General features: G+C 65.4%; 21 protein-coding genes and 2 pseudogenes. 12 read left to right on the top strand and 11 right to left on the bottom strand.

Annotation, left to right across the window (positions count from 1 at the left end; translation table 11 throughout):
* Positions 1-63 precede the first annotated feature (63 nt).
* Together OKW43_RS19030 and gluQRS are read left to right on the top strand one after the other, a co-directional pair.
* Positions 64-927, top strand: a complete 864-nt coding sequence (locus OKW43_RS19030; protein WP_429449071.1) for a sulfurtransferase — start codon at positions 64-66, stop codon at positions 925-927.
* 52 nt (positions 928-979) lie between these two features.
* Complete coding sequence (gluQRS, locus tag OKW43_RS19025) at positions 980-1,870, top strand: tRNA glutamyl-Q(34) synthetase GluQRS (RefSeq protein ID WP_429449069.1); 891 nt, start codon at positions 980-982, stop codon at positions 1,868-1,870.
* A 45-nt stretch (positions 1,871-1,915) separates the two neighbouring features.
* Here the strand turns inward: gluQRS and OKW43_RS19020 are convergent, their stop codons facing one another.
* The 6 genes and pseudogenes from OKW43_RS19020 to purT form a co-directional block, all read right to left on the bottom strand.
* Complete coding sequence (locus tag OKW43_RS19020) at positions 1,916-3,379, bottom strand: DEAD/DEAH box helicase (protein WP_187635059.1); 1,464 nt, start codon at positions 3,377-3,379, stop codon at positions 1,916-1,918.
* A 455-nt stretch (positions 3,380-3,834) separates the two neighbouring features.
* A complete protein-coding gene (locus OKW43_RS19015) occupies positions 3,835-5,271 on the bottom strand; it encodes an aldehyde dehydrogenase family protein (protein WP_429449067.1) in 1,437 nt (478 codons plus the stop codon).
* A gap of 32 nt (positions 5,272-5,303) precedes the next feature.
* Positions 5,304-6,956, bottom strand: a complete 1,653-nt coding sequence (locus tag OKW43_RS19010; RefSeq protein ID WP_429449065.1) for an acetolactate synthase large subunit — start codon at positions 6,954-6,956, stop codon at positions 5,304-5,306.
* A 274-nt stretch (positions 6,957-7,230) separates the two neighbouring features.
* Positions 7,231-7,614, bottom strand: coding sequence for an MliC family protein (locus OKW43_RS19005; RefSeq protein ID WP_187635062.1), 384 nt, complete (start codon positions 7,612-7,614; stop codon positions 7,231-7,233).
* Positions 7,615-7,706: 92 nt separating this feature from the next.
* Positions 7,707-7,920: pseudogene (locus OKW43_RS19000) on the bottom strand (DUF6726 family protein).
* A 105-nt stretch (positions 7,921-8,025) separates the two neighbouring features.
* Complete coding sequence (gene purT / locus OKW43_RS18995; RefSeq protein ID WP_429449062.1) at positions 8,026-9,240, bottom strand: formate-dependent phosphoribosylglycinamide formyltransferase; 1,215 nt, start codon at positions 9,238-9,240, stop codon at positions 8,026-8,028.
* Between the two features lie 237 nt (positions 9,241-9,477).
* On the opposite strand from purT, the gene OKW43_RS18990 reads away from it, so the two are divergent.
* Positions 9,478-10,014 carry an META domain-containing protein gene (locus tag OKW43_RS18990; RefSeq protein WP_429449060.1) on the top strand — a complete coding sequence of 179 codons (537 nt, stop codon included), beginning with the start codon at positions 9,478-9,480 and terminating at the stop codon, positions 10,012-10,014.
* Between the two features lie 2,338 nt (positions 10,015-12,352).
* Positions 12,353-13,897: pseudogene (locus OKW43_RS18985) on the top strand (DNA translocase FtsK); the annotation flags it as partial.
* A gap of 30 nt (positions 13,898-13,927) precedes the next feature.
* Here OKW43_RS18985 and OKW43_RS18980 read toward each other — a convergent pair.
* Positions 13,928-15,283, bottom strand: coding sequence for a lactonase family protein (locus OKW43_RS18980; protein ID WP_376776371.1), 1,356 nt, complete (start codon positions 15,281-15,283; stop codon positions 13,928-13,930).
* A gap of 267 nt (positions 15,284-15,550) precedes the next feature.
* On the opposite strand from OKW43_RS18980, the gene OKW43_RS18975 reads away from it, so the two are divergent.
* Complete coding sequence (locus tag OKW43_RS18975; RefSeq protein ID WP_013088853.1) at positions 15,551-15,703, top strand: DUF3096 domain-containing protein; 153 nt, start codon at positions 15,551-15,553, stop codon at positions 15,701-15,703.
* A gap of 286 nt (positions 15,704-15,989) precedes the next feature.
* Here OKW43_RS18975 and OKW43_RS18970 read toward each other — a convergent pair whose 3' ends face one another.
* Positions 15,990-16,235: a hypothetical protein gene (locus tag OKW43_RS18970; RefSeq protein WP_429451725.1), complete on the bottom strand. Its 246-nt coding sequence runs from the start codon at positions 16,233-16,235 to the stop codon at positions 15,990-15,992.
* Positions 16,236-16,480: 245 nt separating this feature from the next.
* Between OKW43_RS18970 and OKW43_RS18965 the strand changes: the two genes are divergently transcribed.
* Positions 16,481-18,370, top strand: a complete 1,890-nt coding sequence (locus tag OKW43_RS18965) for a glycoside hydrolase family 15 protein (RefSeq protein WP_187635068.1) — start codon at positions 16,481-16,483, stop codon at positions 18,368-18,370.
* Positions 18,371-18,547: 177 nt separating this feature from the next.
* The gene (locus tag OKW43_RS18960; protein WP_187635069.1) at positions 18,548-19,825 is read left to right on the top strand and encodes a polyhydroxyalkanoate depolymerase; all 1,278 of its coding nucleotides are present in this window, start codon (positions 18,548-18,550) and stop codon (positions 19,823-19,825) included.
* A 123-nt stretch (positions 19,826-19,948) separates the two neighbouring features.
* Here the strand turns inward: OKW43_RS18960 and OKW43_RS18955 are convergent, their stop codons facing one another.
* Positions 19,949-20,581 (bottom strand): TetR family transcriptional regulator, encoded by a 633-nt coding sequence (locus tag OKW43_RS18955; RefSeq protein WP_187635070.1) that lies wholly within the window; start codon positions 20,579-20,581, stop codon positions 19,949-19,951.
* Between the two features lie 239 nt (positions 20,582-20,820).
* Here OKW43_RS18955 and rsxB point away from each other — a divergent pair, with 239 nt between their 5' ends.
* From rsxB to OKW43_RS18940, 3 genes are all read left to right on the top strand, one after another.
* Complete coding sequence (gene rsxB / locus OKW43_RS18950) at positions 20,821-21,714, top strand: electron transport complex subunit RsxB (protein WP_429449057.1); 894 nt, start codon at positions 20,821-20,823, stop codon at positions 21,712-21,714.
* A gap of 43 nt (positions 21,715-21,757) precedes the next feature.
* Positions 21,758-22,402 carry an endonuclease III gene (nth, locus tag OKW43_RS18945; protein WP_187635072.1) on the top strand — a complete coding sequence of 215 codons (645 nt, stop codon included), beginning with the start codon at positions 21,758-21,760 and terminating at the stop codon, positions 22,400-22,402.
* Between the two features lie 167 nt (positions 22,403-22,569).
* Positions 22,570-23,004, top strand: coding sequence for a DUF1841 family protein (locus OKW43_RS18940; RefSeq protein ID WP_187635073.1), 435 nt, complete (start codon positions 22,570-22,572; stop codon positions 23,002-23,004).
* A 122-nt stretch (positions 23,005-23,126) separates the two neighbouring features.
* Here the strand turns inward: OKW43_RS18940 and OKW43_RS18935 are convergent, their stop codons facing one another.
* Positions 23,127-23,507 carry a c-type cytochrome gene (locus OKW43_RS18935; protein WP_187635074.1) on the bottom strand — a complete coding sequence of 127 codons (381 nt, stop codon included), beginning with the start codon at positions 23,505-23,507 and terminating at the stop codon, positions 23,127-23,129.
* 46 nt (positions 23,508-23,553) lie between these two features.
* Positions 23,554-23,922 (bottom strand): c-type cytochrome, encoded by a 369-nt coding sequence (locus OKW43_RS18930; protein WP_187635075.1) that lies wholly within the window; start codon positions 23,920-23,922, stop codon positions 23,554-23,556.
* A 327-nt stretch (positions 23,923-24,249) separates the two neighbouring features.
* Here OKW43_RS18930 and OKW43_RS18925 point away from each other — a divergent pair, with 327 nt between their 5' ends.
* Entirely contained in the window at positions 24,250-25,092 is an 843-nt protein-coding gene (locus OKW43_RS18925; RefSeq protein ID WP_187635076.1) for an AAA family ATPase, read from the top strand.
* Positions 25,093-25,120: 28 nt separating this feature from the next.
* Positions 25,121-26,296 carry a vWA domain-containing protein gene (locus OKW43_RS18920; protein ID WP_429449053.1) on the top strand — a complete coding sequence of 392 codons (1,176 nt, stop codon included), beginning with the start codon at positions 25,121-25,123 and terminating at the stop codon, positions 26,294-26,296.
* The last annotated feature ends 19 nt before the right edge of the window (positions 26,297-26,315 follow it).

Genomic DNA, 26,315 nt, shown 5'->3' with positions numbered 1-26,315 from the left:
ACAACAGCGGCGGCACAGCCCGCCGCACGTCGCCACGCAGGCCATCTTTACCGCAGAACACACATGAGTATCGTCAATCTCGCCGCGTATCAATTCGCGACCATCGAAGACACCGCCGCCTGGCGCCCGCTCGTCACCGAGCGCTGCAATGCGCTCGGCCTGCGCGGCACCATCCTGCTGGCGCCGGAAGGCATCAATCTGTTCATCGCCGGCGCGCGCGCGAACACCGACGCGTTCATCGACTACCTCCGCCACGATCCGCTGTTCGAAGGCAAGTTCGCGAATCTGCGGTTCAAGGAAAGCCTGTCGGACCAGCAGCCGTTCACGCGCATGCTGGTCAAGCTCAAGCGCGAAATCATCACGATGAAAAAGCCGGCGATTCGCCCGGAACTCGGCCGCGCACCGTTCGTCGACGCACCCACGCTGAAGACCTGGCTCGACCGCGGTCACGACGACGAAGGCCGTCCGGTCGTGATGCTCGACACGCGCAACGCGTTCGAAGTCGACGTCGGCACGTTCGACAACGCGCTCGACTATCGCATCACGAAGTTCAGCGAATTCCCCGAGGTGATCGAGAACAACCGCGCCGACCTCGAAGGCAAGACGGTCGTGTCGTTCTGCACGGGCGGCATCCGCTGCGAGAAGGCCGCGATCCATATGAAGGACGCCGGCATCGACAACGTGTACCAGCTCGAAGGCGGCATCCTCAAATACTTCGAGGAAGTGGGCGGCGCGCATTATCACGGCGACTGCTTCGTGTTCGACTATCGCACCGCGCTGAATCCGCAACTCGAACCGACCGCGACCGTTCAATGTTTCGGCTGCCGCGCGGTGGTCACGCCCGAGCAACAGCAATCGCCGATGTACGTCGCGGGCAAGACCTGTCCGGTGTGCCATCCGGACCGCAAGGCCGCGTGCGCCGCGTAATCACAGCCCGGGCGGCAAGCGGCGCGGGCGCGTCGCCTGTCGTCCCCAAACCATGACCTATCGCGGACGCTTCGCGCCGTCGCCGACCGGCCCGCTGCATGTCGGCTCGCTGGTCAGCGCGCTCGCGAGTTGGCTCGACGCGCGCGCGCATCGCGGCGCGTGGCTCGTGCGCATCGAAGATGTCGACGGACCGCGCACGGTGCCCGGTGCCGCCGAGGACATCCTCGCGACCCTCGAACGTTTCGGCATGCACGCCGACGAAACGCCGGTCTGGCAAAGCCAGCGCATGGCGCGCTATCAGCGGGCGCTGGAGCAGTTGAAATCGACCGGTCTCGTCTATCCGTGCGGCTGCACGCGCAAGGAAATCGCCGATTCGCTGGTGCACGCGCACGCGCGCAACACCACGCTCGCCTACCCCGGTACGTGCCGCACGGGTCTGCATGGCAAGCCGGCGCGCGCGTGGCGGCTGCGCGTGCCCGACGGCGAGCGGGCCGTGATCACGTTCGACGACCGCTGGCAGGGCCCGCAGACGCAAAACCTCGCGACCGAGGTTGGCGATTTCGTGCTGCGCCGCGCGGACCATCAGTGGGCATATCAGCTGGCGGTGGTGGTGGACGATGCGGACGCGGGCATCACGCACATCGTGCGAGGCGCGGATCTGATGGATTCGACGGCGCGGCAGATCTACCTGCAGCGTTGTCTCGGCGTGGCGACGCCCGCGTATCTGCATGTGCCGGTCGTCACGAACGAGCACGGCGAGAAACTGAGCAAGCAGAACGGCGCGTCGGCGCTCGATACCGACAAACCGCTGGACGCGCTAGGCGCGGCGGCACGGCATCTGGGACTGGAGCTGGGGAGCGAGCCGCCTGCGACGCTGGAACAGTTCTACAGCGCCGCGACCGCGGCGTGGGCGCAACGGATGAACATTCGCACATCGGCATGATGCGCACGCGCGGCGTTGCACCAGCGCGTCAAGCTGCAGCCTTCGTTACGACGACGAAGGCGTCTTCCTCGGCATCCCGAAGCCACCGAGCAACGCGGCCAGCTGCCGCTTCGGCACCGACTTCTGCTGCGCGTTCGACGTGGCCGTGTCCTCGATCTGGCGCACCGACGCCGGCGACGGCTCGTACGGCTTCAGGAAGAAATCGTCGACCGGCTGCGCGCGATGATGATGCGGACGGTCATACGAACCCGACGCTCCGCCCGTGCGACGGCGGCTGCGCTCGTCGCGCGGTTCGCTACGATCGCGGCGCGGCGGACGATCCTCGTGATGATGGCGCACTGGCGCCTCGACGGTCAGGCGCTGCAAGTCGAGCGGACGCTTGATCAGCTTCTCGATGTCGGCCAGCTGCTTGCGCTCGTTCGGGCTGCACAGCGACAGCGCGTCGCCCGATGCGCCCGCGCGGCCCGTCCGGCCGATCCGGTGCACGTAGTCTTCGGCGTTGAACGGCAGGTCGAAGTTGATTACGGTCGGCAGTTCGACGATGTCGAGACCGCGCGCGGCGACATCCGTCGCGACGAGCGCCTCGACTTCGCCGCGCTTGAACGCGTCGAGCGCCTGCATGCGCTCGCTCTGCGTGCGGTCGCCGTGAATCGCGGTCGCGACTACGCCGTCGCGCTCGAGGCTGCGCGCGAGCCGGCTCGCGCCGATCTTGCTGTTGCAGAACACGAGCACCTGCTTCAGGCCGCGCTCGCGGATCAGTTGCACGACCGCGCCGGTCTTGTCGCCCTCGGCGACTTCGTAGACGACCTGCGTGACATTGGTCGCGGTCGAGTTGCTGCGCGCGACTTCGATGGTCTGCGGGTTGCGCAGATACGTCGCGGCGAGCTTCTTGATTTCGCCCGAGAACGTCGCGGAGAAGAGCAGCGTCTGGCGCTCTTTCGGCAGCAGGTTCAGGATGCGCTGCAGGTCGGGCAGAAAGCCCATGTCGAGCATGCGGTCGGCTTCGTCGAGCACGAGCATCTGCACCTGACCCAGATTCGCGGTTTTCTGCTGCACGTGATCGAGCAGACGGCCCGGCGTCGCGATCAGGATTTCGACGCCGCGGCGCAACTGGTCGGACTGCGGATTCATATCGACGCCACCGAACACGACCGCGCTGCGCAGCGCCGTGTGCTTCGCGTAGGCCTGCACGTTCGCGGCGACCTGGTCGGCGAGTTCGCGGGTCGGCGTGAGGATCAGCGCGCGGACCGGATGGCGCGCCGGCGACGCGCTCGTACTGGCCTGCGGCAGCAGACGCTGGATGATCGGCAGCGAGAAGCTCGCGGTCTTGCCGGTGCCGGTCTGCGCGGCGCCCATCACGTCACGGCCCGCCAGCACGACCGGGATCGCCTGAGCCTGGATCGGCGTGGGCGACGTATAGCCCGATTCCTTGACGGCTTTCAGGATGTCGGGCGCGAGGCCGAATTGATCAAAAGTCTCGGTACTGGGCGTGACGGCGGTGTCGGACATGGTGGCTTTCGCTAAAAATGCGCGTGGCGCGATGCGCGCAGCAGCGGTCGGGACCGCGGAGGGCATCATGATGAAGGCGGAGCCACGTCGTTCCGCGCGAGACCCGTCTGAGTTCGGTTAATGCGGCCGGCTCCGGCTGGCGGAAACACCCGCCGAAAGCCGAGCATTGTAGCACTTCAGCAAAAACGCTCGTGACAGCCGACTGGCGGCTCCCGGCCGTCGCTTCGGTCGAAGCGTAGTGCGCACAAACGACAGTGGCGTGACAGTCGGGCGCTTTGGCGGGCGACCGGCTGCGGGCGACCGGCTGCGGGCGACCGGCTGCGGGCGACCGGCTGCGGGCGACCGGCTGCGGGCGACCGGCTGCGGGCGACCGGCGGCATCAGCCAGCCGCCCCGCCCCGCACGGGCCCCATTGCGAACCGCCGCCCCGCCCCCGCTCACGTCAGATCGATCCCTTCACCACGTCTCGCGCATCACCATCAGCCGCAGTTCGGTCATATCCTCGATCGCGTAGCGCACGCCCTCGCGCCCGAGCCCCGAATCCTTGACGCCGCCATACGGCATGTTGTCGACACGGAACGACGGCACGTCGTTGATGACGACACCGCCCACCTCGAGCGCATCCCACGCGCGATGCGCATGCGCGAGCGAGTCGGTGAACACGCCGGCCTGCAGGCCGAAGTCGCTGTCGTTGACCTGCGCGAGCGCCGCCTCGAAATCGTCGAAGCGCTCGAGTATCGCGACCGGCCCGAAGGCCTCCTTGCGATACAGGTCGGTGTCGCGCTTCACGCTTTCGAGCAGCGTCGCCTCGAACATCGCGCCGTCGACCTTGCCGCCCGCGACGATCCGCGCGCCCGCCTGCACCGCCCCTTCCATCCAGCCGGCGAGCCGTTTCGCTTCGGATTCGGAGATCATCGGCCCGACGAAGGTCTTTTCGTTCTTCGGATCGCCCATCACGAGCGACTTCGTCTTCGCGATCAGCTTCTCGCGCAGCGCGTCGTAGACGCTCGCATGGGCGAGAATCCGCTGCACGCCGATGCAGCTCTGCCCCGACTGATAGAACGCGCCGAACGCGAGCCGGTCGACCACGTAGTCGAGCTTGCCGCCCTGGTCGCCGTCGACGATCGCGGCCGCGTTGCCGCCCAGCTCCAGAATCACCTTCTTCTTGCCGGCTTTGCGCTTCAACTCCCAGCCCACCGCGGGCGACCCCGTGAACGACAGCAGCTTGAAGCGCTCGTCGGTCGTGAACAGGTCGGCGCCGTCGCGATGCGCGGGCAGAATCGAGAATGCGCCCTTCGGCAGATCGGTTTCGGCGAGAATTTCGCCCATGATCAGCGCCCCGACCGGTGTGCGGCTCGCCGGCTTCAGCACGAACGGCACGCCCGCCGCGATCGCCGGCGCGACCTTGTGCGCGGTCAGGTTCAGCGGAAAATTGAACGGCGAGATGAACGAGCATGGCCCGATCGGCACGCGCTTCACGTAGCCGTGGTAACCGTTCGCGCGCGGAGAAATCTGCAGATTGACGATCTCGCCGTCGATACGCACGCTTTCCTCCGCGGCAACCTTGAACGTATCGATCAGGCGCGTGACTTCGCCCTTCGAATCGTTGATCGGCTTGCCCGCCTCGATGCACAGCGCGAGCGCGAGTTCGTCGTAGCGCTCGCGAAAGCGCTTCACGCAATGTTCGAGCACCGCCTGGCGCTTGAACGGCGGGTAGGCGCGCATGGCGGGCATCGCATCGACCGCGAGGCCGATCGCCTTGTCGATCGCGGCGGCGTCGGCCATTGCGACACGCGTGGCGACTTCGCCGCTGAATTTGTCGGTGACTTCGAGGTCGGTGTTGGCGGCCACCGGCTCGTTGGCGAGGTAGTAAGGATAGGTTGTCTGCAACATGTCGCACTCTCCTTGATTCGATGCACGGAAGCTCAAAGCCGCGCGGACAGCCGCTTGATCTCGCGATTGAGCACGCGCTCGTTGTCCGAATAGTCGATCGGCACGTCGATCACGTGCACGCCGGGCGTCGCGAAGCACTCGCGCAACAGTGGCGCGAACTGCCCTGCCGCCTCGACCCGATGCCCCTGCGCGCCATAACTCTGCGCATAGGCGACGAAATCCGGGTTCGCAAGCGTCATGCCGTAGTCCGGGAAGTTCATGTTCTCCTGCTTCCAGCGGATCATGCCGAAAGCGTCGTCGCGCAGAATCAGGATCACCAGATCGAGCTTCAGACGCACCACCGTTTCGAGCTCCTGCGAGTTCATCATGAAGCCGCCGTCGCCGCATACGGCGATCACCTTGCGCTCCGGATGCACGATCTTGCTCGCGATCGCCGACGGCAGCCCCGCGCCCATCGACGCCAGCGCGTTGTCGAGCAGCAGCGAATTCGGCTCGTGCGCGCGGTAGTAGCGTGCGAACCAGATCTTGTACATGCCGTTATCCAGACACACGATGCCGTCGACCGGCGTGGTCTCGTACACGTCGTTGACGATCCGCACCGGGTACATCGGAAAACGGTCGTCGTGCTGGCCTTTCACCAGATGCGCCTCGAAGTGCTCCTTGATCTCCTTGAAGCGCGTGAAGTCCCAGTGCTCCTGACGCGTCTTCAGGCTCTCCTTGAGTTGCCACACCGCGTTGGCGATATCACCGACCACTTCGATCTGCGGGAAATACACCGGATCGACTTCGGCGCCCAGGAAGTTCACGTGGATCACGGTCTTTTCGCCCGCCTCGCCGCTGCGCATGAAGAACGGCGGCTTTTCGATCACGTCGTGACCGACGTTGATGATGCAGTCCGCGAGTTCGATCGCGCGGTGCACGAAGTCGCCGTCGGAGAGCGTCGCGTTGCCGAGCCACATAGGATGCGATTCGTCGATCACGCCCTTGCCCATCTGCGTCGTGAAAAACGGAATGCCGATCTGGTCGACGAACTCGCGCAGCATCTTCGTCGTAGTCTTGCGGTTGCCGCCAGCGCCGATCATCAGCAGCGGATGCTTCGCGGCGGTGATCGCCTCGACCGCGCGCGCGACCGCCTTCTCCTCGGCGACCGGACGGCGGCTGTAGCTCTTCGGAATCGGCTTGCCGTCGCCCTCCTCGTGCGCGACGTCCTCGGGCAATTCCAGATGCGTCGCGCCCGGACGCTCTTCCTCGGCGCGGCGCACCGCCTCGCGCACCGTCGCCGGAATATTGCCGATCGACACGATCTGCCGTGTGTATTTCGTGAGCGGCTCCATCATCCGCACCACGTCGACGATCTGGAAGTGCCCCTGCTTGCTCGACTTGATCGGCTTCTGGCCCGTGACCATCAGCATCGGCATGCCGCCCAGCTGCGCGTAGGCGGCCGCGGTCACGAAGTTGGTCGCGCCGGGGCCGAGCGTCGCGAGACACACGCCGGTGCGGCCCGTGAGCCGCCCGTAGGTGGCGGCCATGAAGCCGGCCGCCTGCTCGTGGCGCGTGAGGATCAGACGGATTTTCGAGCGGCGCAGCGACTCGAGCAGATCGAGATTTTCTTCACCGGGGATGCCAAACACGTACTCGACACCTTCGGCTTCCAGCGATTTGACGAACAGGTCCGATGCTTTCATTGAGGGTCTCGCTTGATGACTCGGGGGACAATCGAAGACGATAACGACGGCAGCGCGCGAAACACGGCACCGCGCGCGGCATGGCAAACGGCATGGCGAGCGCCATGCCGGACAGCTTACTACTCGAATGGAAACGATGCGCGCGAAAGCGGGAGGCCGCGCGGGGGGCAGGAGGCCAAGCACGAGAAGTGCGCGCAAAAAAGGAAGCGGCGGAAGGAGGCGGCGGCAGAGGAAGGAACCATCGCATCGGGTCCATGTGTCGCCGATCGGCGAATCAACGGATCACGGTCACGCAGTCGGAGAGGATCGGCGGAGCGTTCTCGCCGCTCGTCAGGTCATACAGGTTGGCGCGCGGACCCTTGGTCCACCACGTATAGCTGCCGGCCTGGTACTTCGCGCCGGACGCCGAGATCGTGTTGACGAACAGCATCGACGTGCCTTTCACCGGCAGCACGGCGAAGCTTTGTCCGTTCTGCGCGTTCCAGTAGGTGACCTGCAGAATCTTGCCGGTCGCGCACGTGTATTTGCGCGTCTGGTGGTTCTTGCCCTCGATGTGCCGGAACTGCAGCGGCGCGGCCGACGCGCCGCCGGAAAATGCCGCCGCCCAGCCCACCGTCGATACTGCCGCCGTGAGGAGTGCAACACGCCATGTCTTCATCGAGCACCTCGATTGTTGCGAGGGTCAGGCGGGGAAGGCACACCAGCCGCGAGGCCGGCTTACAGACGAGTCACAGGCAGTTCAACGATAGGTCAAGGATCGATCACATCGGCGCACGCATCGGTCGGCGCGGCGGCGACGTGCCCGACGATCGGCACGATCTTCAGTCCCGCCGAAGCGACCCGGGCAAGGTGCGGCCCCGAGGCCGCAGCCGCTGATGCCGGCACACAGCGCGAACGCCACGCCGAGTGCGCCGACACGGCGAAACGCGCCGCGCCATCGATTGCTACGCGATTCAGGCGCCATACGATCCTCTGCTCCAATCTCTTTGCTTCGATAAGCGAAAAACGAATGCGGCGGGCTCGTTCGTGTGCGTCCCGCACACTATTGCGCCACGCGTCGCCGCCCCCCTTACTTCGCCGACACCGGCCGCACCGCGGCCGCGGCCTGCTTCGCGCGCGAACGCGCTTCGTCGATGTTCTCGCCGGTCGCGAGCGCGACGCCCATGCGGCGTTTGACGAAGCTCTCCGGCTTGCCGAACAGGCGCAGGTCCGCATTGGGTACCGCGAGCGCCGCCGCGACGCCCTCGAACGCGATGCCTGCTTCGTCGCGCCCGCCGTAGATCACCGCCGACGCGCCTGGCGCACGCGGCGACGTGTCGACCGGCAGGCCGAGGATGGCGCGCGCATGCAGCTCGAACTCCGAGAAGCGCTGCGAGCACAGCGTGACGAGCCCCGTGTCGTGCGGACGCGGGCTGACTTCCGAAAACCATACGTCGTCACCGCGCACGAAAAGTTCCACGCCAAAGAGACCGCGGCCGCCGAGCGCCGCCGTCACCTTGTGGGCGATCTCGCGCGAACGCTCGAGCGCGAGCGGGCTCATCGGCTGCGGTTGCCACGATTCGACATAGTCTCCCGCCACCTGCACGTGGCCGATCGGATCGCAGAAATACGTGCTGACCGCGCCGCTCGCGGGGTCGATCGCGCGCACGGTTAGCAGCGTGATTTCGTATTCGAAGTCGATGAAACCCTCGACGATCACGCGCCCGTAATTCACGCGGCCGCCCGCCATCGCGTACTGCCACGCGGGTTCGACATCGGCGTCGCTGCGCAGCACCGACTGCCCCTTGCCCGACGACGACATCACCGGCTTCACGACGCACGGATAGCCGACCGTCGCGATGCCCGCGCGCAGCTCGTCGAGCGAATCGGCGAATGCGTACGGCGAGGTCGCGAGGGCGAGCTCTTCGGCGGCGAGGCGGCGGATGCCTTCGCGGTTCATCGTCAGTTGGGTGGCACGCGCGGTCGGGATCACCTCGGCGAGCGCCTCGGTTTCGATCGCGGCGAGCTCGTCGGTGGCGATCGCCTCGATTTCGGGGACGATCAGATGCGGGCGTTCCTGCTCGACCAGCGCGCGCAGCGCAGCGCGGTCGGTCATGTCGATCACGTGCGCGCGGTGCGCGACATGATGGCCCGGCGCATTCGGGTAACGGTCGACGGCGATCACTTCGACGCCCAGCCGTTGCAGCGCGATGATCACTTCCTTGCCGAGTTCGCCGGCGCCCAGCAGCATCACGCGCGTCGCGGATTCAGAAAGGGGCGTGCCGATCCGTTGGCCGATCTGCATGGGAACTCCAGATAAAAGTCGGGATTAGGGTGGGATTGGATAGACCGCGATGTTAACATGCGGGCCCCTTGCCGCGCGGCGGCCGTGGGCGCGCTCGCGAGGCCATCGCGGTCGGTCGGAACCGCGCTGCCGCTGCGACGTTGGTACCCGCGATCACGTCGCCGCGAGCATCGCTCGCGCACGGCAAGCTTAGTACGTTACCCTTACGCCTTCGCCAGTTTGAACAGGAACGACGCCATGCTCATCCGCTCCCGCCCGCGACGTCTTGCGCGCATCACTCCGTGCCTGCGCACGGCCGTCGCCGCGTTGAGCATCGCCGCGCTGCTCGGTGCCTGCGCGATTCCGAAGCATCCGGACACGTCGGCGCCGCCGCCCGATCCGTTCAATCCCGCCGCCGCGCAACTGCTCGACGACACGAGCTGGGTGCTGAGCGCGTGGAAGAACGCCGATGGCACGGCGCGCGCGGTGCCGCCGAAGGATCAGAGGCCGCTCACGCTGACGTTATCGACCGAAGGCGGTCAGCGTCACGCGAGTGGCTTTTCCGGCTGCAACCGCTTCATGGGTTCATACATGCTGAAGGACGGCAAGCTGAGCTTTGGCACCCTCGCCGGCACGCGCATGGCGTGCGTCTCGCCGCGCGGCGACATCGAAAAGCCGTTCCTCGATGCGCTCGAGCGCATCGATCGCACCGGCGTGCAGATGCGAGCGCCGCAGCAGATGCAGCTGATCCTCGATAACGGCGACACACTTACGTTCGATCGTAGCGACAAGTGATGCGAGTTTGCGCTGCGTTCGGGACTCACGCCGGCTTTCGAAGCCGCGCGCTGCGCCGTTTAAACTCGACGGATTGCGCTTCTCGCGCGCGCTCCGTCATTCGTAGATGTCTGGTATGCACACGGTAGTTTTCGGCTGGTTCGGCGGGTCGGCCGTCTGGTTCATTCCACTTTTGTGGCGCCTCGTGAAATCGGTGCTGCCGGGCGGCGCGGGTCTGCGCGGCCCCGGCACGATCCGGCTGTGGCTCGGCTTCGTCTGCGTGCTGGTCGCGAGTTGCACGCTCGAGGGCTCGCTGATCGGCAGCGTCGGCGTCAATGGTTTCGGTCATGCGCTCGCCGCGGGGCTGGGTCATCTGCTCGGCCGTATCGGCACGCCGCTCGCGGCGCTCGCGCTGCTCGTGATCAGCCTGCCCTGGCTCATCGACTTCCGCTGGAGCGACGTCGCCGCCTGGGCCGACGGCGCGTTCGGCCTCGGTCTGTCGCGCGGACTCGCGAAGCGCGACGAGGATGCGCGCCGCCACCGCAGCGTCGACGACGGCGCGCCATCGCATGTTTCGCCTGCTACCAACACGATGGCACCGCGCAACAGCAAGGGTCGCTACGCGCGGCCGACGGTGTGGCGTCCGCCCGCGAGCGGGCGCGGCGCAAGCGCCGCCGCTGCAGCGGCCGGCATTGCGGGTAGCAAGGACGCTTCCGCCCGTAGCGCCGGCGCGGGCCGGCGCGCCGATGTGGCCGCTGGCCCCGCGCGCGGGCCGGCCAGGCAGAACGAGCCGGAGTTGCGCCCGGGGTCGATTGCGTCGCCGCGTCCAGCCGCATCGATGGCGACCCAGGCGCCGCATGTCGATCGAGCGGCGCACAGGCCCGCCGCATCGTTCGTGCCGACCGAGCCGGTCGCGCCGGCCGGCTGGCTGCGCCCGACGCAGCCGCGTGCGGCGACGTTGGCGGGATCGCTGGGTGCCGCGGGTGCATCGTCTGCATCGGGCACGTCGGCTCGTGACGGCGCGGCGCAGGTCGGTCGGCGCTCCGTCGGCGAACAGCGCTCGGCCGCGCCGTTCGGCTCCAGTGCCGCGTTGGCGGCGACGGCCGCGGCCGCGTCCGGCGTATCGGCGCGAGCGGCACAGGCAATGGCGGGTCGCGCCGCCGCGTCGGGCGCCGGTATCGGCGTGACAGCGGGATCGATGAATGCTGCGGGCCGCGCAAGCCGTCCGTCGTCGCTGCCACGTCCGGCCGATGGCAGCGCGGCGGTCAATCGCGGTGCGACCGCGCGTCAACCGTTCCCGGCCGCTACGCGCGCCAATGGCGTGACATTGCCGTCGACCGTGGGCCGGCCCGTACCGAACTTCACGCGGACGATGGCGAACGCGTCGACAGTCGCGCCGCCCGCGAGCGTCGAGGAAACGCTGCGCAGCATCGCGGAAAACGCCGCGCGCTGGACCGATATGGCCGGCGTGAGTCTCGCGCGCAGCCGTGGCGCCGATAGCGCGAAGATCGGCGATGCGGAGCATGCGTCGACGGCGTTCGATCTGCCGCCGGCGCAGCAGGACGCGCTACCTGTCGAAAACGGCGAGACGATTACGGCCTCGCATGTGCAGAACGTGCAGAGAGCGGCGCAGAGCGTGCTGCCGGCGCAGTCGCAGCAACAAGCCGCACCGGTCGAGTTGAGGGCTGAGCATACGGCGGCTGAGTCTGATACGCCGGTCGAGGGCGGCAACGAAGCGCAATGGCCGACCGAACCGCCGGTCATTCATGCGCCGCTTACGGTTGCGATGGAGTCGGTGGCCGACGTGGCGGCTGTCGAAGCCGCGGGGGTAGAGCCGGTTGCGGCGGACGAGCGGTCGATATCTGCTGCAAGCGCGCCGCAACATGAGACGCCGGGCGCCGCACCGACAGCCACCCCATTCCAGCGCTTCGCAGCCAGCCTGCACGACGACGCTTCGCCAGAAGACGTACCGCCGGTCGACAACGATCCGACGCAGTCGGCGCCCTTGATCGACAGCGCCGCGCAGATCGGCGTCACCGCTGCGCAAGCGACTACAGCCATACAGACAAACACCAGCATCCCGGCATCGCAGAGGGAAGAATCCGCGCGAACCGTCGAATCGGCCCCCGCCGTCAACGCGACGCCGCACCAAGCGCTCGCGCCTGTCGCCGAAATCGTCATCGACAAAACGCTGGTGCCGTGGGAGAGCAAGCTCGGCCCCGCTTCCCTGCCCGCTCCGACCGAGCCCGCGATCGAGCCCGCGACCGCCTCGCCGTCATCGACTTCGACGCCGACACCGCAACCGCAGGACCAACCCATCGGCCAACCCGCCGACCAAGCCGCCACCGAGCCCGCCGCCCGCCCGCCGCTGCGCGGCCACGTGCCGGTCAACGGCTTCGAGTTCCATGCGCCGGCCGCATCGATGGTCGAACTGCCGACGCTCGATCTGCTCGCCCCTGCGGACACCGACATCGAATCGATCCCGGACGAAAAGCTCCGCGAAACCGGCCAGCTGATCGAGCAGCGCCTGCAGGAATTCAAGGTGCCGGTGACGGTGGTCGGCGCATCGGCGGGGCCGGTCATCACGCGCTTCGAAGTCGAGCCGGCGCTCGGCGTGCGCGGCAGCCAGATCGTCGGTCTGATGAAGGACCTGTCGCGCGGGCTCGGTCTCACGTCGATTCGCGTGGTCGAAACGATTCCGGGCAAAACCTGCATGGGCCTCGAACTGCCGAACGCGAAGCGCCAAACGATCCGGCTATCGGAAATTCTCGAAGCGAACGTCTACCAGAACTCGCACTCGCAACTGACGCTCGCGATGGGCAAGGACATCACCGGTCATCCGGTCGTTGCCGATCTCGCGAAGGCGCCGCACATGCTGGTGGCCGGCACGACCGGTTCGGGCAAGTCGGTCGCGATCAACGCGATGATCTGCTCGCTGCTGTTCAAGGCGACGCCCGAGGAAGTGCGCCTGATCATGATCGACCCGAAGATGCTCGAACTGTCGGTCTATGAAGGGATTCCGCATCTGCTCGCGCCCGTCGTCACCGACATGAAGCTCGCGGCCAACGCGCTGAACTGGTGCGTCGGTGAAATGGAAAAGCGCTACCGGCTGATGTCGGCGGTCGGCGTGCGCAACCTCGCGGGCTTTAACCAGAAGATCCGCGACACCGAGGCGAAGGGCAAGAAGCTCGGCAACCCGTTCTCGCTGACGCCCGACGCACCCGAGCCGCTCGCGCCGCTACCGCTGATCGTCGTCGTGATCGACGAGCTCGCCGATCTGATGATGGTCGCCGGCAAGAAGATCGAAGAGCTGATCGCGCGGCTTGCGCAGAAGGCGCGCGCGGCCGGCATCCACCTGATCCTCGCGACGCAGCGGCCGTCCGTCGACGTGATCACCGGCCTCATCAAGGCGAACATTCCGACGCGCGTCGCGTTCCAGGTGTCGTCGAAGATCGACTCGCGCACGATTCTCGACCAGATGGGCGCCGAGTCGCTACTCGGCCAGGGCGACATGCTGTTCCTGCCGCCGGGCACCGGCTACCCGCAGCGCGTGCATGGCGCGTTCGTCGCCGACGAGGAAGTGCATGCGATCGTCGAGTATCTGAAGCAGTTCGGCGAGCCGCAATACGAGGAAGGTATCCTCGACGGCCCAGCCACCGATGGCGGCGCGGCCCAGGACCTGTTCGGCGAGGCGCCGGATGCGGAAGCCGATCCGCTGTACGACGAAGCGGTCGCCTTCGTCGTGCGCACGCGGCGCGCGTCGATCTCGTCGGTGCAGCGGCAATTGCGCATCGGCTACAACCGCGCGGCGCGGCTCGTCGAGCAGATGGAGACGGCCGGACTCGTGTCGGCGATGAGTATCAACGGCAGCCGCGAAGTGCTCGCGCCGGGGCCGGCGGAATGAGCGCGCGGTGAATTGGCGAGGCGGTGTGCGTCACGACGGCGACACCAGCTTGAAATCGACCGGCGAGCCGAGTTCGAAATGCTGCTTCGGATTCGGATCGAGCAGCCCCGTCTGCGGATCGCGCTTGAACACATAGACCGTGTCGCTCAACTGATTGCCGACGATCAGCCAGTTGCCGGTCGGATCGATGGTGAACTCGCGCGGTGACTTGCCGAGGGTCGACTGCCGGCCGATCTGCTTCAAATGCCCATTGGCGGGATCGACCGAGAAGATCACGATCTCGTTTGCGTCGCCGCGATTGGACGCATACACGAAGCGACCGTCCGGCGACATGTGGATCGCCGCCGCGCCCACCTGCCCCTTGAAGCCAGGCTCGGTGAGAGACAGCGTCTGTACGAGCTCGAGCTTGCCGTCGTGGTAGTCGAACGTGCTGACGGTGGCCGCCAGTTCGCTCGTCAGATACGCGTGCTTGCCGTCAGTGCCAAAGATCAGATGGCGGGGACCGGTGCCGGCCTTCTGCTGCGTGTAGCCCCAGTCGGTCGCCACGAATGGGCCCGCGCCGGCGCTGCTCTGCGGCGCGTAGCGGTACGAGTACAGCTTGTCGGCGCCGAGGTCTTGCGCGAACAGATAATGGCCGTCCGGCGAGAACACGGTCGAATGCACGTGTGAGTTGTCCTGCCGCCCTTTCACCGGACCGCCGCCCTCGTGATGCACGGTCTGCACCGAGGTGCCGAGCTGGCCGTTCGCCTGCAGCGGAAACACCGCGAAGCTGCCGCCCGGATCGGGCGCGACCGAATAGTTTGCGCTCAGCAGATACTTGCCGTCCGGCGCGATGCTCAGATAGCAAGGATCATTGCCATCCGACGACACCTTGTTCAGAAACGTCAGCTGCCCGCGCGCGGCATCGAAGCCGAACGCGCTGATGCCGCCACGCTGGGTGGCCGGGCCGTTGTCGCCGGGCAGTTCGTTGACCGAATAGACGAAGCGGCGGTCGCGGCTCACGACCAGAAACGACGGATTGACCGTCTGCGCGACCGACACCTGGGTCGCCGCGCCGGTCTTCGTATCGAAGCGGAAGACGTAGATGCCCTCGCTCTTGCCGCTGGTGTAAGTACCGACCAGCATCGTATAGACGCCGTCCGCGGGGACCGGGCCGGAATCTTGCGCATACGCGTGCGAAGCAACAATCGAAACCATCAGCGCGAAACCTTTTATCATCGAACGGGCGGCCCGCAAGTGCGCTGGCCGCCTCGCGCGACGCGCGGCGCGGTCCGCGCGATGCGGACGGGAACCCGAAAGACAAACACGGGCAAGAACAGAAGTAAAAGCGGAAGTCGGGACTGGGCGCACGGCAACACGCCAGACGGCACGGCGACTGCGAAGCATGGGGCCTCCTGGACATCGGTTGTCCGGTACGGGCTCGCGAATGAGCCGGTGTACAAGCGGGTGTTACGGTGTCTGGTCTGCCGCGCCGCGAATCGAGTGTCGTTCCGCGTTGTTGTTGTCGCAGTCAGTATAAGAGCGTTAGGTCGGATCATGCAGTGAATCCGCCGCTGCCGCGCGGTCTGCGCCAGCGGCTCTGGTCCCGCGCGGCGGGGCGTTCTTCAATCGTTTTCTCAATCGCGCGTCACGCGTCTCAACTACGGAGTCTTCATGAACGTCACTCTCAGCCTGGGTCCGCTCGTTTCGCTGATCGCCGGCATCCTGATCCTGATCATGCCGCGCCTGTTGAACTACATCGTCGCGCTTTATCTGATTATCATCGGCATCATCGGGATCTTCGGCGTGGGCTCGTCGCATCTGTGAGCGACATGCGGCAACACCGGGCGCGAGATTTGCGTCCGGTGTCGAGGCGTTTTGGCCTGAAGCGAACGTTCGGGCGGTGCCAACGCCTTTCGCACGAGTCAGAGCGCGGCAAATGTCACGCCGTGACATACGCGAGATGCGGGCATTGTGCGAAATGCACGCGCGCGACTTCAACGCGCCACGCGAACATCCGCCTACGCCACGCGAAGGCGCAGTACGAAAGAATGCGGCGAAAGCGCGGCGCGGATACGCCAGGATCTGCGCGACGAACCCGCGGCGCTACCGCTCAACCGTTCGCCAGTTGATCGAGCCGCAGGCGTCCCTGCAACGACAGCGCGCCGACCGCATAATGACCGGCGTCCTGCTGATAGCGCCGGAAGCAGGCCCGCTCGACCAGGAAGGACGCGGCAGCCAGCATGCCGTTGCGGCTCAGGCCGAGCCGGTCATGATCGAGCGGCAGCATGGAATCGCCGGCAAGCTGACTGGCGGCGGAGAGAATCGTGATGCAATCGGCTTTCGAAGGGTTCAGCATGGCTTTCGTCCTCGGAAACGGCGTCTGCATGCGCCATGAGCAAGGCCGATTCGCAGTCCGGCATATCGCCGGACATCGGCATGAAATCCGATTGTAGGCATGGATTTGACAATTTACCAATCCACGTTTTGCCGCACTATGTGGTGAACCAAACAATGCTGATCGTAGTCCGGTAATAACACTCCCTCGAAGCGCGGCTGTTGTCGCCGTCCGTAATAACGACTCGTTTTTCCGACACGTTGTCCATGCCTGCACACATCGAAGACTATGCACTGATCGGCGACGGCCATACCGCCGCGCTCGTCTCCCGCGAGGGTTCCATCGACTGGCTCTGCTGGCCGCGCTTCGACTCGGGCGCATGCTTCGCCGCGCTGCTCGGCACGCCCGACAACGGCCGCTGGCTGCTCGCCCCCGCCACCGGGGGCGAGCACGGCGCGCCGACCATCACGCGGCGCTATCGCGGCGAAACGCTGATTCTCGAAACCGACTTCGAAACGCCCGACGGCGCCGTCACGCTGATCGACTTCATGCCGCCTGGCAACGGCTGGTCGGAGTTGATCCGTATCGTCGTCGGCAAGCGCGGCACCGTGCGGATGAAGATGGAACTCGTGCTGCGCTTCGACTACGGCTTCTCGATTCCGTGGGTCGACAAGCTCAAGCACGACAGCGGCATCAAGGCGATCGTCGGCCCGGACAACGCGGTGCTGCGCACGCCGGTCGAACTACACGGCGAAGACATGAAGACGGTCGCCGAATTCACCGTGACCGAAGGCGAGCGGGTGCCGTTCTCGCTCGCCTACGCGCCGTCGCACCTGCGCATTCCGCCCGCGCACGATCCGCACACGTCGCTCGCGCGCACCGAGAACCACTGGCTCGAATGGGCGGCCCGCGGCACCGTCGAGGGGCGCTGGGCCGGACCGATCCGCCGCTCGCTCATCACCCTGCGCGCGCTCGCCTACGAGCCGACCGGCGGCATCGTCGCGGCGCCCACCACGTCGCTGCCGGAGCAGCTCGGCGGCGAGCGCAACTGGGACTACCGCTACTGCTGGTTGCGCGACGCGACCATCACGCTTCTCGCGATGATGCGCGGCGGCTACTACGACGAAGCGCGCGCCTGGCGCAGCTGGCTCGGCCGCGTGATGGCGGGCGCGCCGAACCAGTTGCAGATCATGTACGGCATCGGCGGCGAGCGGCGCCTGCCCGAATCCGAAATCGACTGGCTGCCCGGCTACGAGGGCGCGAAACCGGTGCGCATCGGCAACAACGCGGTCGGGCAGCGTCAGCTCGACGTCTACGGCGAGGTGATGAACGCGCTGCATCTCGCGCGCGTCGGCGGACTGCAGGCCGACGTCACCGCGTGGAGCGTGCAGCGCGCGATGCTCGAGCACCTGAGCACGATCTGGCGCGAACCCGACGAAGGCATCTGGGAGACGCGCGGCGGCCCCGAGCATTTCACGTTCTCGAAGGTGATGGCGTGGGTCGCGTTCGACCGCGCGATCCGCTCGGCCGAAATGTTCAAGCTCGACGGCCCCCTCGACGAATGGCGCGCGACGCGCGACACGATCCACGCCGAGGTCTGCGAGAAGGCGTGGAATCCGGAGCTCAATGCGTTTTCACAGTACTATGGCAGCGACCAGCTCGACGCGAGCGTGCTGCTGATGCCGCTGGTCGCCTTCCTGCCACCGCACGATCCGCGTATCAAGGGCACGGTCGAGGCGATCGAGCGGGACCTGATGCACGGCGGCTTCGTGCGGCGCTACCGCACCACCGAATACGACGACGGCCTGCCGCCCGGGGAGGGCACCTTTCTTGCATGTTCGTTCTGGATGGTGGACAACCTCGCGCTGCAGGGGCGCGTGCAGGAGGCGATCGAGATGTATGAGCGGCTGCTCGCGCTATGCAACGACGTCGGCCTGCTGTCCGAGGAGTACGACCCGGTCGAAAAACGTCTGGTGGGCAATTTTCCTCAGGCGTTTTCGCACGTGGCGCTGGTACACACCGGATTGAACCTGATGAAGCACGAGCAGGAAATGGCGCAGGCGACCGGCCATCCGCCGCATAACGGCATCCGCGCGATGGAGCTTGAGGTTCAGGCAAGCCCTGATAGCGGCGGAGCAGCATCGCCATTAGCATGACGCCGTGACAATTCGCGTACACTGAATGCGAATATTGTTGCTTTGCACAAATTTGCCTTGTTCGATATCATCGATGACTGTCGGCCGACAATAATGTGCCTACAACTACAATGGCCCGCCGCAACGCCTCACGCGTGTTTGCGAAGCCCCATGCGAACCGCTTAATACGGAGCAAACATGCTCTATCAATTTCACGAATTCCAGCGGGCGATCCTGAGCCCCCTCACTGCCTGGGCTCAGGCCGCATCGAAATCATTTGCGAATCCGGCCAGTCCGCTAGCCTATGTGCCGGGCGCCACGCGCCTTTCCGCCGGCTACGAACTGCTGTACCGGCTCGGCAAGGACTACGAGAAGCCTGAATTCAATATTCACCAGATTGTCAAGGACGGTCATAACATTCCGATCGTCGAGCAGACGTTCATCGAAAAGCCGTTCTGCCGTCTGATGCGCTTCAAGCGTTTCGCGGACGACAGCGAAGCTGTCAACCAATTGAAAGACGAGCCGGTCGTGCTCGTCTGCGCACCGTTGTCGGGACACCACGCCACGCTGCTGCGCGACACCGTCACCACGTTGCTGCAAGACCACAAGGTCTACATCACCGACTGGATCGACGCGCGCATGGTGCCGTTCGAAGCCGGCGAGTTCGGTCTGAACGACTACATCGCGTATATCCAGGAATTCATTCGCCATATCGGCGCGAAGAATCTGCACGTGATCTCGGTGTGCCAGCCGACGGTGCCGGTGCTCGCCGCCATTTCGCTGATGGCGAGCCGCGGCGAGGACACGCCGCGCACGATGACGATGATGGGCGGCCCGATCGACGCACGAAAGAGCCCGACCTCGGTCAATTCGCTGGCCACGCAGCACTCGTACGAGTGGTTCGAGAACAACGTGATCTTCACGGTGCCACCGAACTATCCGGGCGCGGGCCGCAAGGTCTATCCCGGCTTCCTGCAGCACACCGGTTTCGTCGCGATGAATCCGGAGCGTCACGCGGCGTCGCACTGGGATTTCTACCAGAGCCTGCTGCGCGGCGACGAGGACGACGCCGAAGCGCACCGCCGCTTCTACGACGAGTACAACGCGGTGCTCGACATGGATGCCGACTATTACCTCGACACGATCCGCGTCGTGTTCCAGGAATTCCGTCTTGCCGATGGCACGTGGGTCGTCAACGGCGAACCAGTGCGGCCGCAGGACATCACGACGACCGCGCTGTTTACGATCGAAGGTGAACTCGACGACATTTCCGGAGACGGCCAGACTTACGCGGCGCACGACTTGTGCAGCGGCATTCCGGCGAAGAACAAGCGTCACTTCACTGCGGAGAAATGCGGCCACTACGGCATTTTCTCGGGCCGCCGCTGGCGCACGATCATTTACCCGCAATTGCGCGACTTCATTCTCGAGCACAACAAGGCGGCAAGAACGACGAAAGAGAAAGTCGAAGCCTGAGCACTAAACCTGCAATAGCATTGAAAAAGCCAACGGTCTCGTTCGAGGCCGTTGGCTTTTTTATCTCGCTTTGTTCGTGATACTGATTTTTTACCGCAGCAATGGTCCCCGCGGCAACACCCGTTACTTTCTCAACAGATACGCGAGCAGCAGTTCGGTATTCATCTGAATCACCTCGCCGCGTTCGGCGGCGCTGCTGAAATCGCGGCCGAGCGTCGCCTCGAGCGTGAAACGGTTCGACACGATGTAGTAGCCCATGCCCGACAGCGTGACGTAAAAGCGCAGCGGGTCGATGTTCGTGCGAAACAGCCCCGCGCGTTGCCCGCGTTCGAGAATGCCGCCGAGCGTGGCGACGATCGGCGAAATCATTTCGCGTATGCGCGTCGACTTCTGCATATAGCGTGCTTCGTGCAGATTCTCGTTGTTGATGAGTCGCAGCAACTCGGGATGATCGCGGTAGTAGTCCCACACGAAATGCGCGAGACGCGTAACGGCCTCGACGGGCGCGACTCCACCGAGTTCGAGCGTGCGCTCCGCTTCGTTGAGCGCGCTGAACGCGTGCTCGAGTACCGCGGTGAATAGCTGCTCCTTGCTACCGAAGTAGTAATAGAGCATACGTTCATTGGTTTCCGCGCGGCGGGCGATCTGATCGACTCGCGCGCCGAACAGTCCTCCACTTGCAAACTCTTCGGCAGCCGCAAGCAAAATGCGGCGCCTCGTGCCTTCAGGATCTCTTTTGATTTTCGGCTGATTCATGGTGGCATCGTCTTCGTGAGCCGCGTTGTCCGGATCGCGCCGCCGGCCTCTCCTCGAGCCTTGCAGTGGCGGCGTTTAGCGGGCGCGTCGTGGTTGGGAAACACACCCTTTCTGCGGTCTTTCGAATGAAGCGCTTCGATTATGGCACATGGATTGCGAATGGCAATCCGGGAAATCGGCGATAATGGGCTATTTATTTCAGGCTGTGCGATCGCACGGCAACTCCCCACGTCGTAACCGTGACAGACGTCAAAACACTCGCGGATCGCATCGAAGATCTGCTGCCCCAAACGCAATGCACGAAGTGCGGTTATCCCGCATGCCGTCCGTATGCCGAAGCCGTCGCTAGCGGCAAGGCGAACTATAACCAGTGCCCGCCCGGCGGTGCCGAGGGCATCGCGCGCCTCGCCGCGCTGCTCGGCAAACCGGTGATTCCGCTGAATTCCGCCAATGGCGTCGAACGTCCGCGTCCCCTGGCGGTTATCGACGAACAGGTGTGCATCGGCTGCACGCTGTGCATGCAGGCGTGTCCCGTCGACGCGATAGTTGGCGCACCGAAACAGATGCACACCGTGATCGCCGAGCTATGTACCGGCTGTGACCTGTGCGTGCCGCCCTGCCCGGTCGACTGCATCGCGATGCTGCCCGTGACTGGCGAGGCCTCCGGTTGGAACGCCTGGAGCCAGAGCCAGGCCGACGCGGCGCGAGCGCGTCATGACCGCCACGAGACGCGTATCGCGCGCGAGCGCGACGCCGCCGAAGCGCGTGCGGCGGCGCGGCGAGCGGCGAGCGCGAGCGCGCCGGCGACTGCGCCGGCCGCGGTGCAGGCCCCCGCCGCGACAGCGCCGTCCGACACTTCCGCTTCACCGCTTGCGGACGACGCAGAAGCGAAGAAACGCGCGATCATCCAGGCCGCGCTCGAACGCGCGCGCAAGAAGAAAGAAGACATGGTCGCGAAGGGCGAGGGACCGCTGAATACCGAGAACGTCAGCGCGGACGTGCAGGCCCAGATCGACGCCGCTGAAGCGCGCCGCCGCCGTCTCGGCCTCGCTGGCGGCGACGACACGCGCAGCTCGGAGCAGCCATCCGACGAGCCGAACCCGCCGTCCAACTCGCCACCGACCGCGCGCTGACCATGCCGGCGCAGCCTGCCCCATCCACACGGACCCGCTCCGCATGAACGCGAACAAACGCCGCGCGATCTACGAAACGCTTCAGAGCCTGAATCCGCATCCGACCACCGAGCTCGAGTACACGACGCCGTTCGAACTGCTGATCGCGGTGCTGCTGTCGGCGCAGGCGACCGACGTATCCGTTAACAAGGCGATGCGCAGGATGTTCCCGGTCGCGAACACGCCGCAGAAGGTGTTCGACCTCGGCGAGGAAGGTGTCGCGAGCTATATCAAGACGATCGGTCTGTATCGCACGAAGGCGAAGAACGTGATCGCGACCTGCCGCATCCTGCTCGACCAGTACGGCGGCGAGGTGCCCGAGAATCGCGAGGCGCTCGAAGGGCTGCCCGGCGTCGGCCGCAAAACGGCCAACGTGATCCTGAACACGGCGTTCGGCCATCCGACCATCGCGGTCGACACGCACATTTTCCGCGTCGCCAACCGCACCGGCCTCGCGCCCGGCAAGGACGTGCGCGCGGTCGAAGCGGCACTCGAAAAATTCACGCCCGCCGAATTCAGGCACGATGCGCACCACTGGCTGATTCTGCATGGACGCTACGTGTGCAAGGCGCGCCGCCCCGAATGCTGGCATTGCGTGATTGAGCCGCTGTGCGAGTTCCGGCCGAAGACCCCGCCACCCGATCTCTAGGCGCGGACCAGCTCGAAACCCGAGGCCGTGCACCGCGCCTGCAGCCCGCGTGGCCGCCGCGTAAAATAGTGTTTTACCCGAAGTGCGCAGTGCTTATACGCACCGTCGCGCACCATCGCGCATCATCGCGCCTCGCACACGCCCCACTCCCACGCACCGGTTCCACGATGTTCAATCCCAGCCGCGACGAAGTTCGCCTCTTTTTCACCGACACCTGGCGCAAACAGCGCCAAGGCGAGATTCTGACGCCGCTCGAGGCGATCGCCGCCGACTGGATCGTCGAGCATCCGGAATACCACGCCGACCTCGGAGACGGCCCCGCCGCCCAGGCGCAGGACTATTCGCCGGAGCGCGGACAGACCAATCCTTTCCTGCACCTGTCGATGCATCTGGCGATCTCCGAGCAGTTGTCGATCGACCAGCCGCCCGGCATTCGCGCCGCGCACGAGCGGCTCGCCGCGCGCCTCGGCTCGACGCACGAGGCGCAGCACGCGATCATGGACTGCCTCGGCGAAACTATCTGGGAAGCGCAGCGCACCGGCACACCGCCGGACACCGACGCGTATCTTCAGCGCATCGAACGGCGCGCGACTCGCGACTGAAGCCCACAGGAGCCACTGAAGCGACTGAAACTCCCAGCGCCGCGTCACCCCCAAAGCAAAACACCCCGCCGAAGCGGGGTGTTCTGCTTTTGAAGCTTCGGCGCGAAACCCACGCGCGACGCTTACTTCTTCTGCACGAGGTCGCCTTCCAGCGATTCGACGTAAGCGGCGATGTCTTTCATGTCGCTTAGCGACAGGCTCTGCACCTGTGCCTGCATGATCGCGTTGTTGCGGCCGAGGTGCGGATTGCCGGTACCCATCTGGTATTGACGCAGTGCCCAGAACACATAGTCGGAGTGCTGACCGGCCAGCTTCGGATACTCCGGGCTCACCGGCTTGTTCAGGTTGACACCGTGGCAGGCCGCGCAGTTGTGGCTGTCGGAAAGCACCTTGCCGTTGCCGGCGTCCGCCGCGTGCGCGGCGTTCGCCGCGGCCAGACCGATTACCGCCGCCGCGCCGACCGCCTTGAATACCGTGTGGAGTGCCTGTTGGGGCTTGATCATGAAATCTCCTATCCCGCGAATTGGATGTGCTGGTGACCGACGCCGATCACTTGTCGGGATTGTTTTTCGAAGCGGCAGTTTGCGCTGCGTAGTACGCGGCGATGTCGGCGATGTCCTGGTCCGACAGCGACGTCGCGATCGCGTGCATGGTGGCGAAATGGCGGTCGCCTTTCTTGTAGGCGTGCAGCGCGTTGTCGAGGTACGCCTGATTTTGTCCGCCGAGCTTCGGCACGCGGAAAACCTCTGGATAAGCCGTGCGGTACTCAGGGATGCCGTGGCAGCCGATACACATCGCGACCTTGTCCTGGCCCGCCTTGGCGTTGCCTACGACATCCGCTGCGTGCGCACTGGCCGCATACCCCGCGAGCACCGACAGCGCTGCGATCACGACGTGTTTGCCGACGAATTTATTCATAGATGTAACCTGGCTTGAGGGGAAACGGGTGCCCACAAAGGCAGCGGTCCGCGCCGTTCTTCTTGTAGGGTAGCCACGCAGGCCAAAAAAATCGGGCCCATTGTACCGCGACGCCGCGCCGAACGTCCACCAGACACGGGCACCGCGCAACCCCCGCCGGGACTGGCCCCGCGCCGTGCCCGCGGCGGCATCGCAACGGCACTGAGGCGGTATCACAGCGGCACCGCAGCGGCATCACTGCGCGGCTGACACCCTACGTGAGCCGGTTTCAGGCCAACAGGCCTTCTGACTTATACTGGGTTTTTTCCTGCACAAGAGCATCTCGCCATGCGTTTCGAAGGCTCATCGCAGTACGTCGCCACCGACGACCTCAAGCTCGCGGTCAACGCCGCGATGACGCTCAAGCGTCCGCTGCTGATCAAGGGCGAACCCGGCACCGGCAAGACCATGCTTGCCGAGGAAGTCGCCGCGGCGCTCGGCATGCCGCTGCTGCAATGGCACATCAAATCGACCACCAAGGCGCAGCAGGGGCTCTACGAATACGACGCGGTATCGCGTCTGCGCGATTCGCAGCTCGGCGACGAGCGTGTGAAGGACATCCGCAACTACATCGTCAAGGGCGTGCTGTGGCAGGCGTTCGAATCGGACGAACAGAGCGTGCTGCTGATCGACGAGGTCGACAAGGCCGACATCGAATTCCCGAACGACCTGCTGCGCGAACTCGACCGCATGGAGTTCTACGTGTACGAGACGCGCGAGCTGGTGCGCGCGAAGCATCGCCCGCTCGTGATCATCACGTCGAACAACGAGAAGGAATTGCCCGACGCGTTCCTGCGCCGCTGCTTCTTCCACTACATCAGGTTTCCGGATGCGTCGACGATGCAGCAGATCGTCGACGTGCATTACCCCGGCATCAAGAAGGATTTGCTCGCGGCGGCGCTGCAGAGCTTCTTCGAGCTGCGCAACGTCGCGGGACTGAAGAAGAAGCCGTCCACGTCCGAACTGCTCGACTGGCTCAAGCTGCTGCTCGCCGAAGACATCCCGCCCGAAGCACTGCGCTCGGCCGATCAGAAGCAGATCGTGCCGCCGCTGCACGGCGCGCTGCTGAAAAACGAACAGGACGTGAGCCTGTTCGAGCGGCTGCTGTTCATGAACCGCAACAACCGTTGAGCGGGCGCCGCGCCGCAGGACATCCAGCATGCTGATCGACTTTTTCTACTCGCTGCGCGCCGCGCGACTGCCGGTCTCGGTGAAGGAATACCTGACGCTGCTCGAAGCGCTGAAGGCCAACGTGATCGCGCCGTCGCTCGACGAGTTCTACTACCTCGCGCGCATCACGCTCGTGAAGGACGAGCAGTATTTCGACAAGTTCGACCAGGCGTTCGGCACGTTTTTCAACGGTGTCGCGGCGACCTCGGAACTCGCGTTCGACATTCCGCTCGACTGGCTGAAGAAGAAGCTGCAACGCGATCTGTCGCCGGAGGAAAAGGCGCAGATCGAAGCGATGGGCGGCCTCGACAAGCTGATGGAGCGGCTCAAGGAACTGTTCGACGAGCAGAAGGAGCGTCACGAGGGCGGCAACAAATGGATCGGCACGGGCGGCACGTCGCCGTTCGGCAATGGCGGCTATAACCCCGAGGGCGTGCGCATCGGCGGCGACGCGGCCGGCAATCGCACGGCCGTCAAGGTCTGGGAAGCGCGCGCGTATCGCGATTACGACGACCAGATCGAAATCGGCACGCGCAACATCAAGGTGGCGCTGCGGCGGTTGCGCCGTTTCGCCCGCGAAGGCGCCGCGGAAGAACTCGATTTGCCCGATACGATCCGCAGCACCGCCGCCAACGCCGGCTGGCTCGATCTGAAGATGGTGCCCGAGCGGCACAACAACGTGAAGGTGCTGATGCTGCTCGACGTCGGCGGCTCGATGGACGATCACGTGAAGCGCACTGAAGAGCTGTTCTCCGCCGCGAAGGCCGAGTTCAAGCACCTCGAGTTCTATTATTTCCACAACTGCGTGTACGACTTCCTGTGGAAGCACAACCGCCGCCGCCACGCCGAGCGCACGCCGACGTGGGACGTGCTGCACAAGTTCACGCCCGACTACAAGCTGATCTTCGTCGGCGACGCGACGATGAGCCCATACGAAGTGTTGCAGCCGGGCGGCTCGGTCGAGTACAACAATGCCGAGGCCGGTGCGGTGTGGTTGCGCCGGCTCGCCGATCATTTCCCGCACTTCGCGTGGCTGAACCCGGAACCGGAAGCACTGTGGGCGTACCGGCAGTCGGTCAGCGCGATCCGCGAAGTGCTGGGCCACCGCATGTATCCGCTGACGCTCGCGGGCCTGGAGACAGCCATGCGGGTGTTGAGCAAGTAACGCCCGCCGATCAACCCGC

The sequence above is a fragment of the Paraburkholderia sp. WC7.3g genome (assembly GCF_050436345.1).
GTDB classification, from domain to species: Bacteria; Pseudomonadota; Gammaproteobacteria; order Burkholderiales; family Burkholderiaceae; genus Paraburkholderia; species Paraburkholderia podalyriae.
This window is presented reverse-complemented; position numbering and strand designations above follow the sequence as displayed.

Bases quoted from the DNA above. Each gene is read 5' to 3' on its own strand.
- OKW43_RS19030 (WP_429449071.1), top strand. From the start codon at position 64: ATGAGTATCGTCAATCTCGCCGCGTATCAATTCGCGACCATCGAAGAC.
- gluQRS (WP_429449069.1), top strand. From the start codon at position 980: ATGACCTATCGCGGACGCTTCGCGCCGTCGCCGACCGGCCCGCTGCAT.
- OKW43_RS19020 (WP_187635059.1), bottom strand. From the start codon at position 3,379: ATGTCCGACACCGCCGTCACGCCCAGTACCGAGACTTTTGATCAATTC.
- OKW43_RS19015 (WP_429449067.1), bottom strand. From the start codon at position 5,271: ATGTTGCAGACAACCTATCCTTACTACCTCGCCAACGAGCCGGTGGCC.
- OKW43_RS19010 (WP_429449065.1), bottom strand. From the start codon at position 6,956: ATGAAAGCATCGGACCTGTTCGTCAAATCGCTGGAAGCCGAAGGTGTC.
- OKW43_RS19005 (WP_187635062.1), bottom strand. From the start codon at position 7,614: ATGAAGACATGGCGTGTTGCACTCCTCACGGCGGCAGTATCGACGGTG.
- purT (WP_429449062.1), bottom strand. From the start codon at position 9,240: ATGCAGATCGGCCAACGGATCGGCACGCCCCTTTCTGAATCCGCGACG.
- OKW43_RS18990 (WP_429449060.1), top strand. From the start codon at position 9,478: ATGCTCATCCGCTCCCGCCCGCGACGTCTTGCGCGCATCACTCCGTGC.
- OKW43_RS18980 (WP_376776371.1), bottom strand. From the start codon at position 15,283: ATGCTTCGCAGTCGCCGTGCCGTCTGGCGTGTTGCCGTGCGCCCAGTC.
- OKW43_RS18975 (WP_013088853.1), top strand. From the start codon at position 15,551: ATGAACGTCACTCTCAGCCTGGGTCCGCTCGTTTCGCTGATCGCCGGC.
- OKW43_RS18970 (WP_429451725.1), bottom strand. From the start codon at position 16,235: ATGCTGAACCCTTCGAAAGCCGATTGCATCACGATTCTCTCCGCCGCC.
- OKW43_RS18965 (WP_187635068.1), top strand. From the start codon at position 16,481: ATGCCTGCACACATCGAAGACTATGCACTGATCGGCGACGGCCATACC.
- OKW43_RS18960 (WP_187635069.1), top strand. From the start codon at position 18,548: ATGCTCTATCAATTTCACGAATTCCAGCGGGCGATCCTGAGCCCCCTC.
- OKW43_RS18955 (WP_187635070.1), bottom strand. From the start codon at position 20,581: ATGAATCAGCCGAAAATCAAAAGAGATCCTGAAGGCACGAGGCGCCGC.
- nth (WP_187635072.1), top strand. From the start codon at position 21,758: ATGAACGCGAACAAACGCCGCGCGATCTACGAAACGCTTCAGAGCCTG.
- OKW43_RS18940 (WP_187635073.1), top strand. From the start codon at position 22,570: ATGTTCAATCCCAGCCGCGACGAAGTTCGCCTCTTTTTCACCGACACC.
- OKW43_RS18935 (WP_187635074.1), bottom strand. From the start codon at position 23,507: ATGATCAAGCCCCAACAGGCACTCCACACGGTATTCAAGGCGGTCGGC.
- OKW43_RS18930 (WP_187635075.1), bottom strand. From the start codon at position 23,922: ATGAATAAATTCGTCGGCAAACACGTCGTGATCGCAGCGCTGTCGGTG.
- OKW43_RS18925 (WP_187635076.1), top strand. From the start codon at position 24,250: ATGCGTTTCGAAGGCTCATCGCAGTACGTCGCCACCGACGACCTCAAG.
- OKW43_RS18920 (WP_429449053.1), top strand. From the start codon at position 25,121: ATGCTGATCGACTTTTTCTACTCGCTGCGCGCCGCGCGACTGCCGGTC.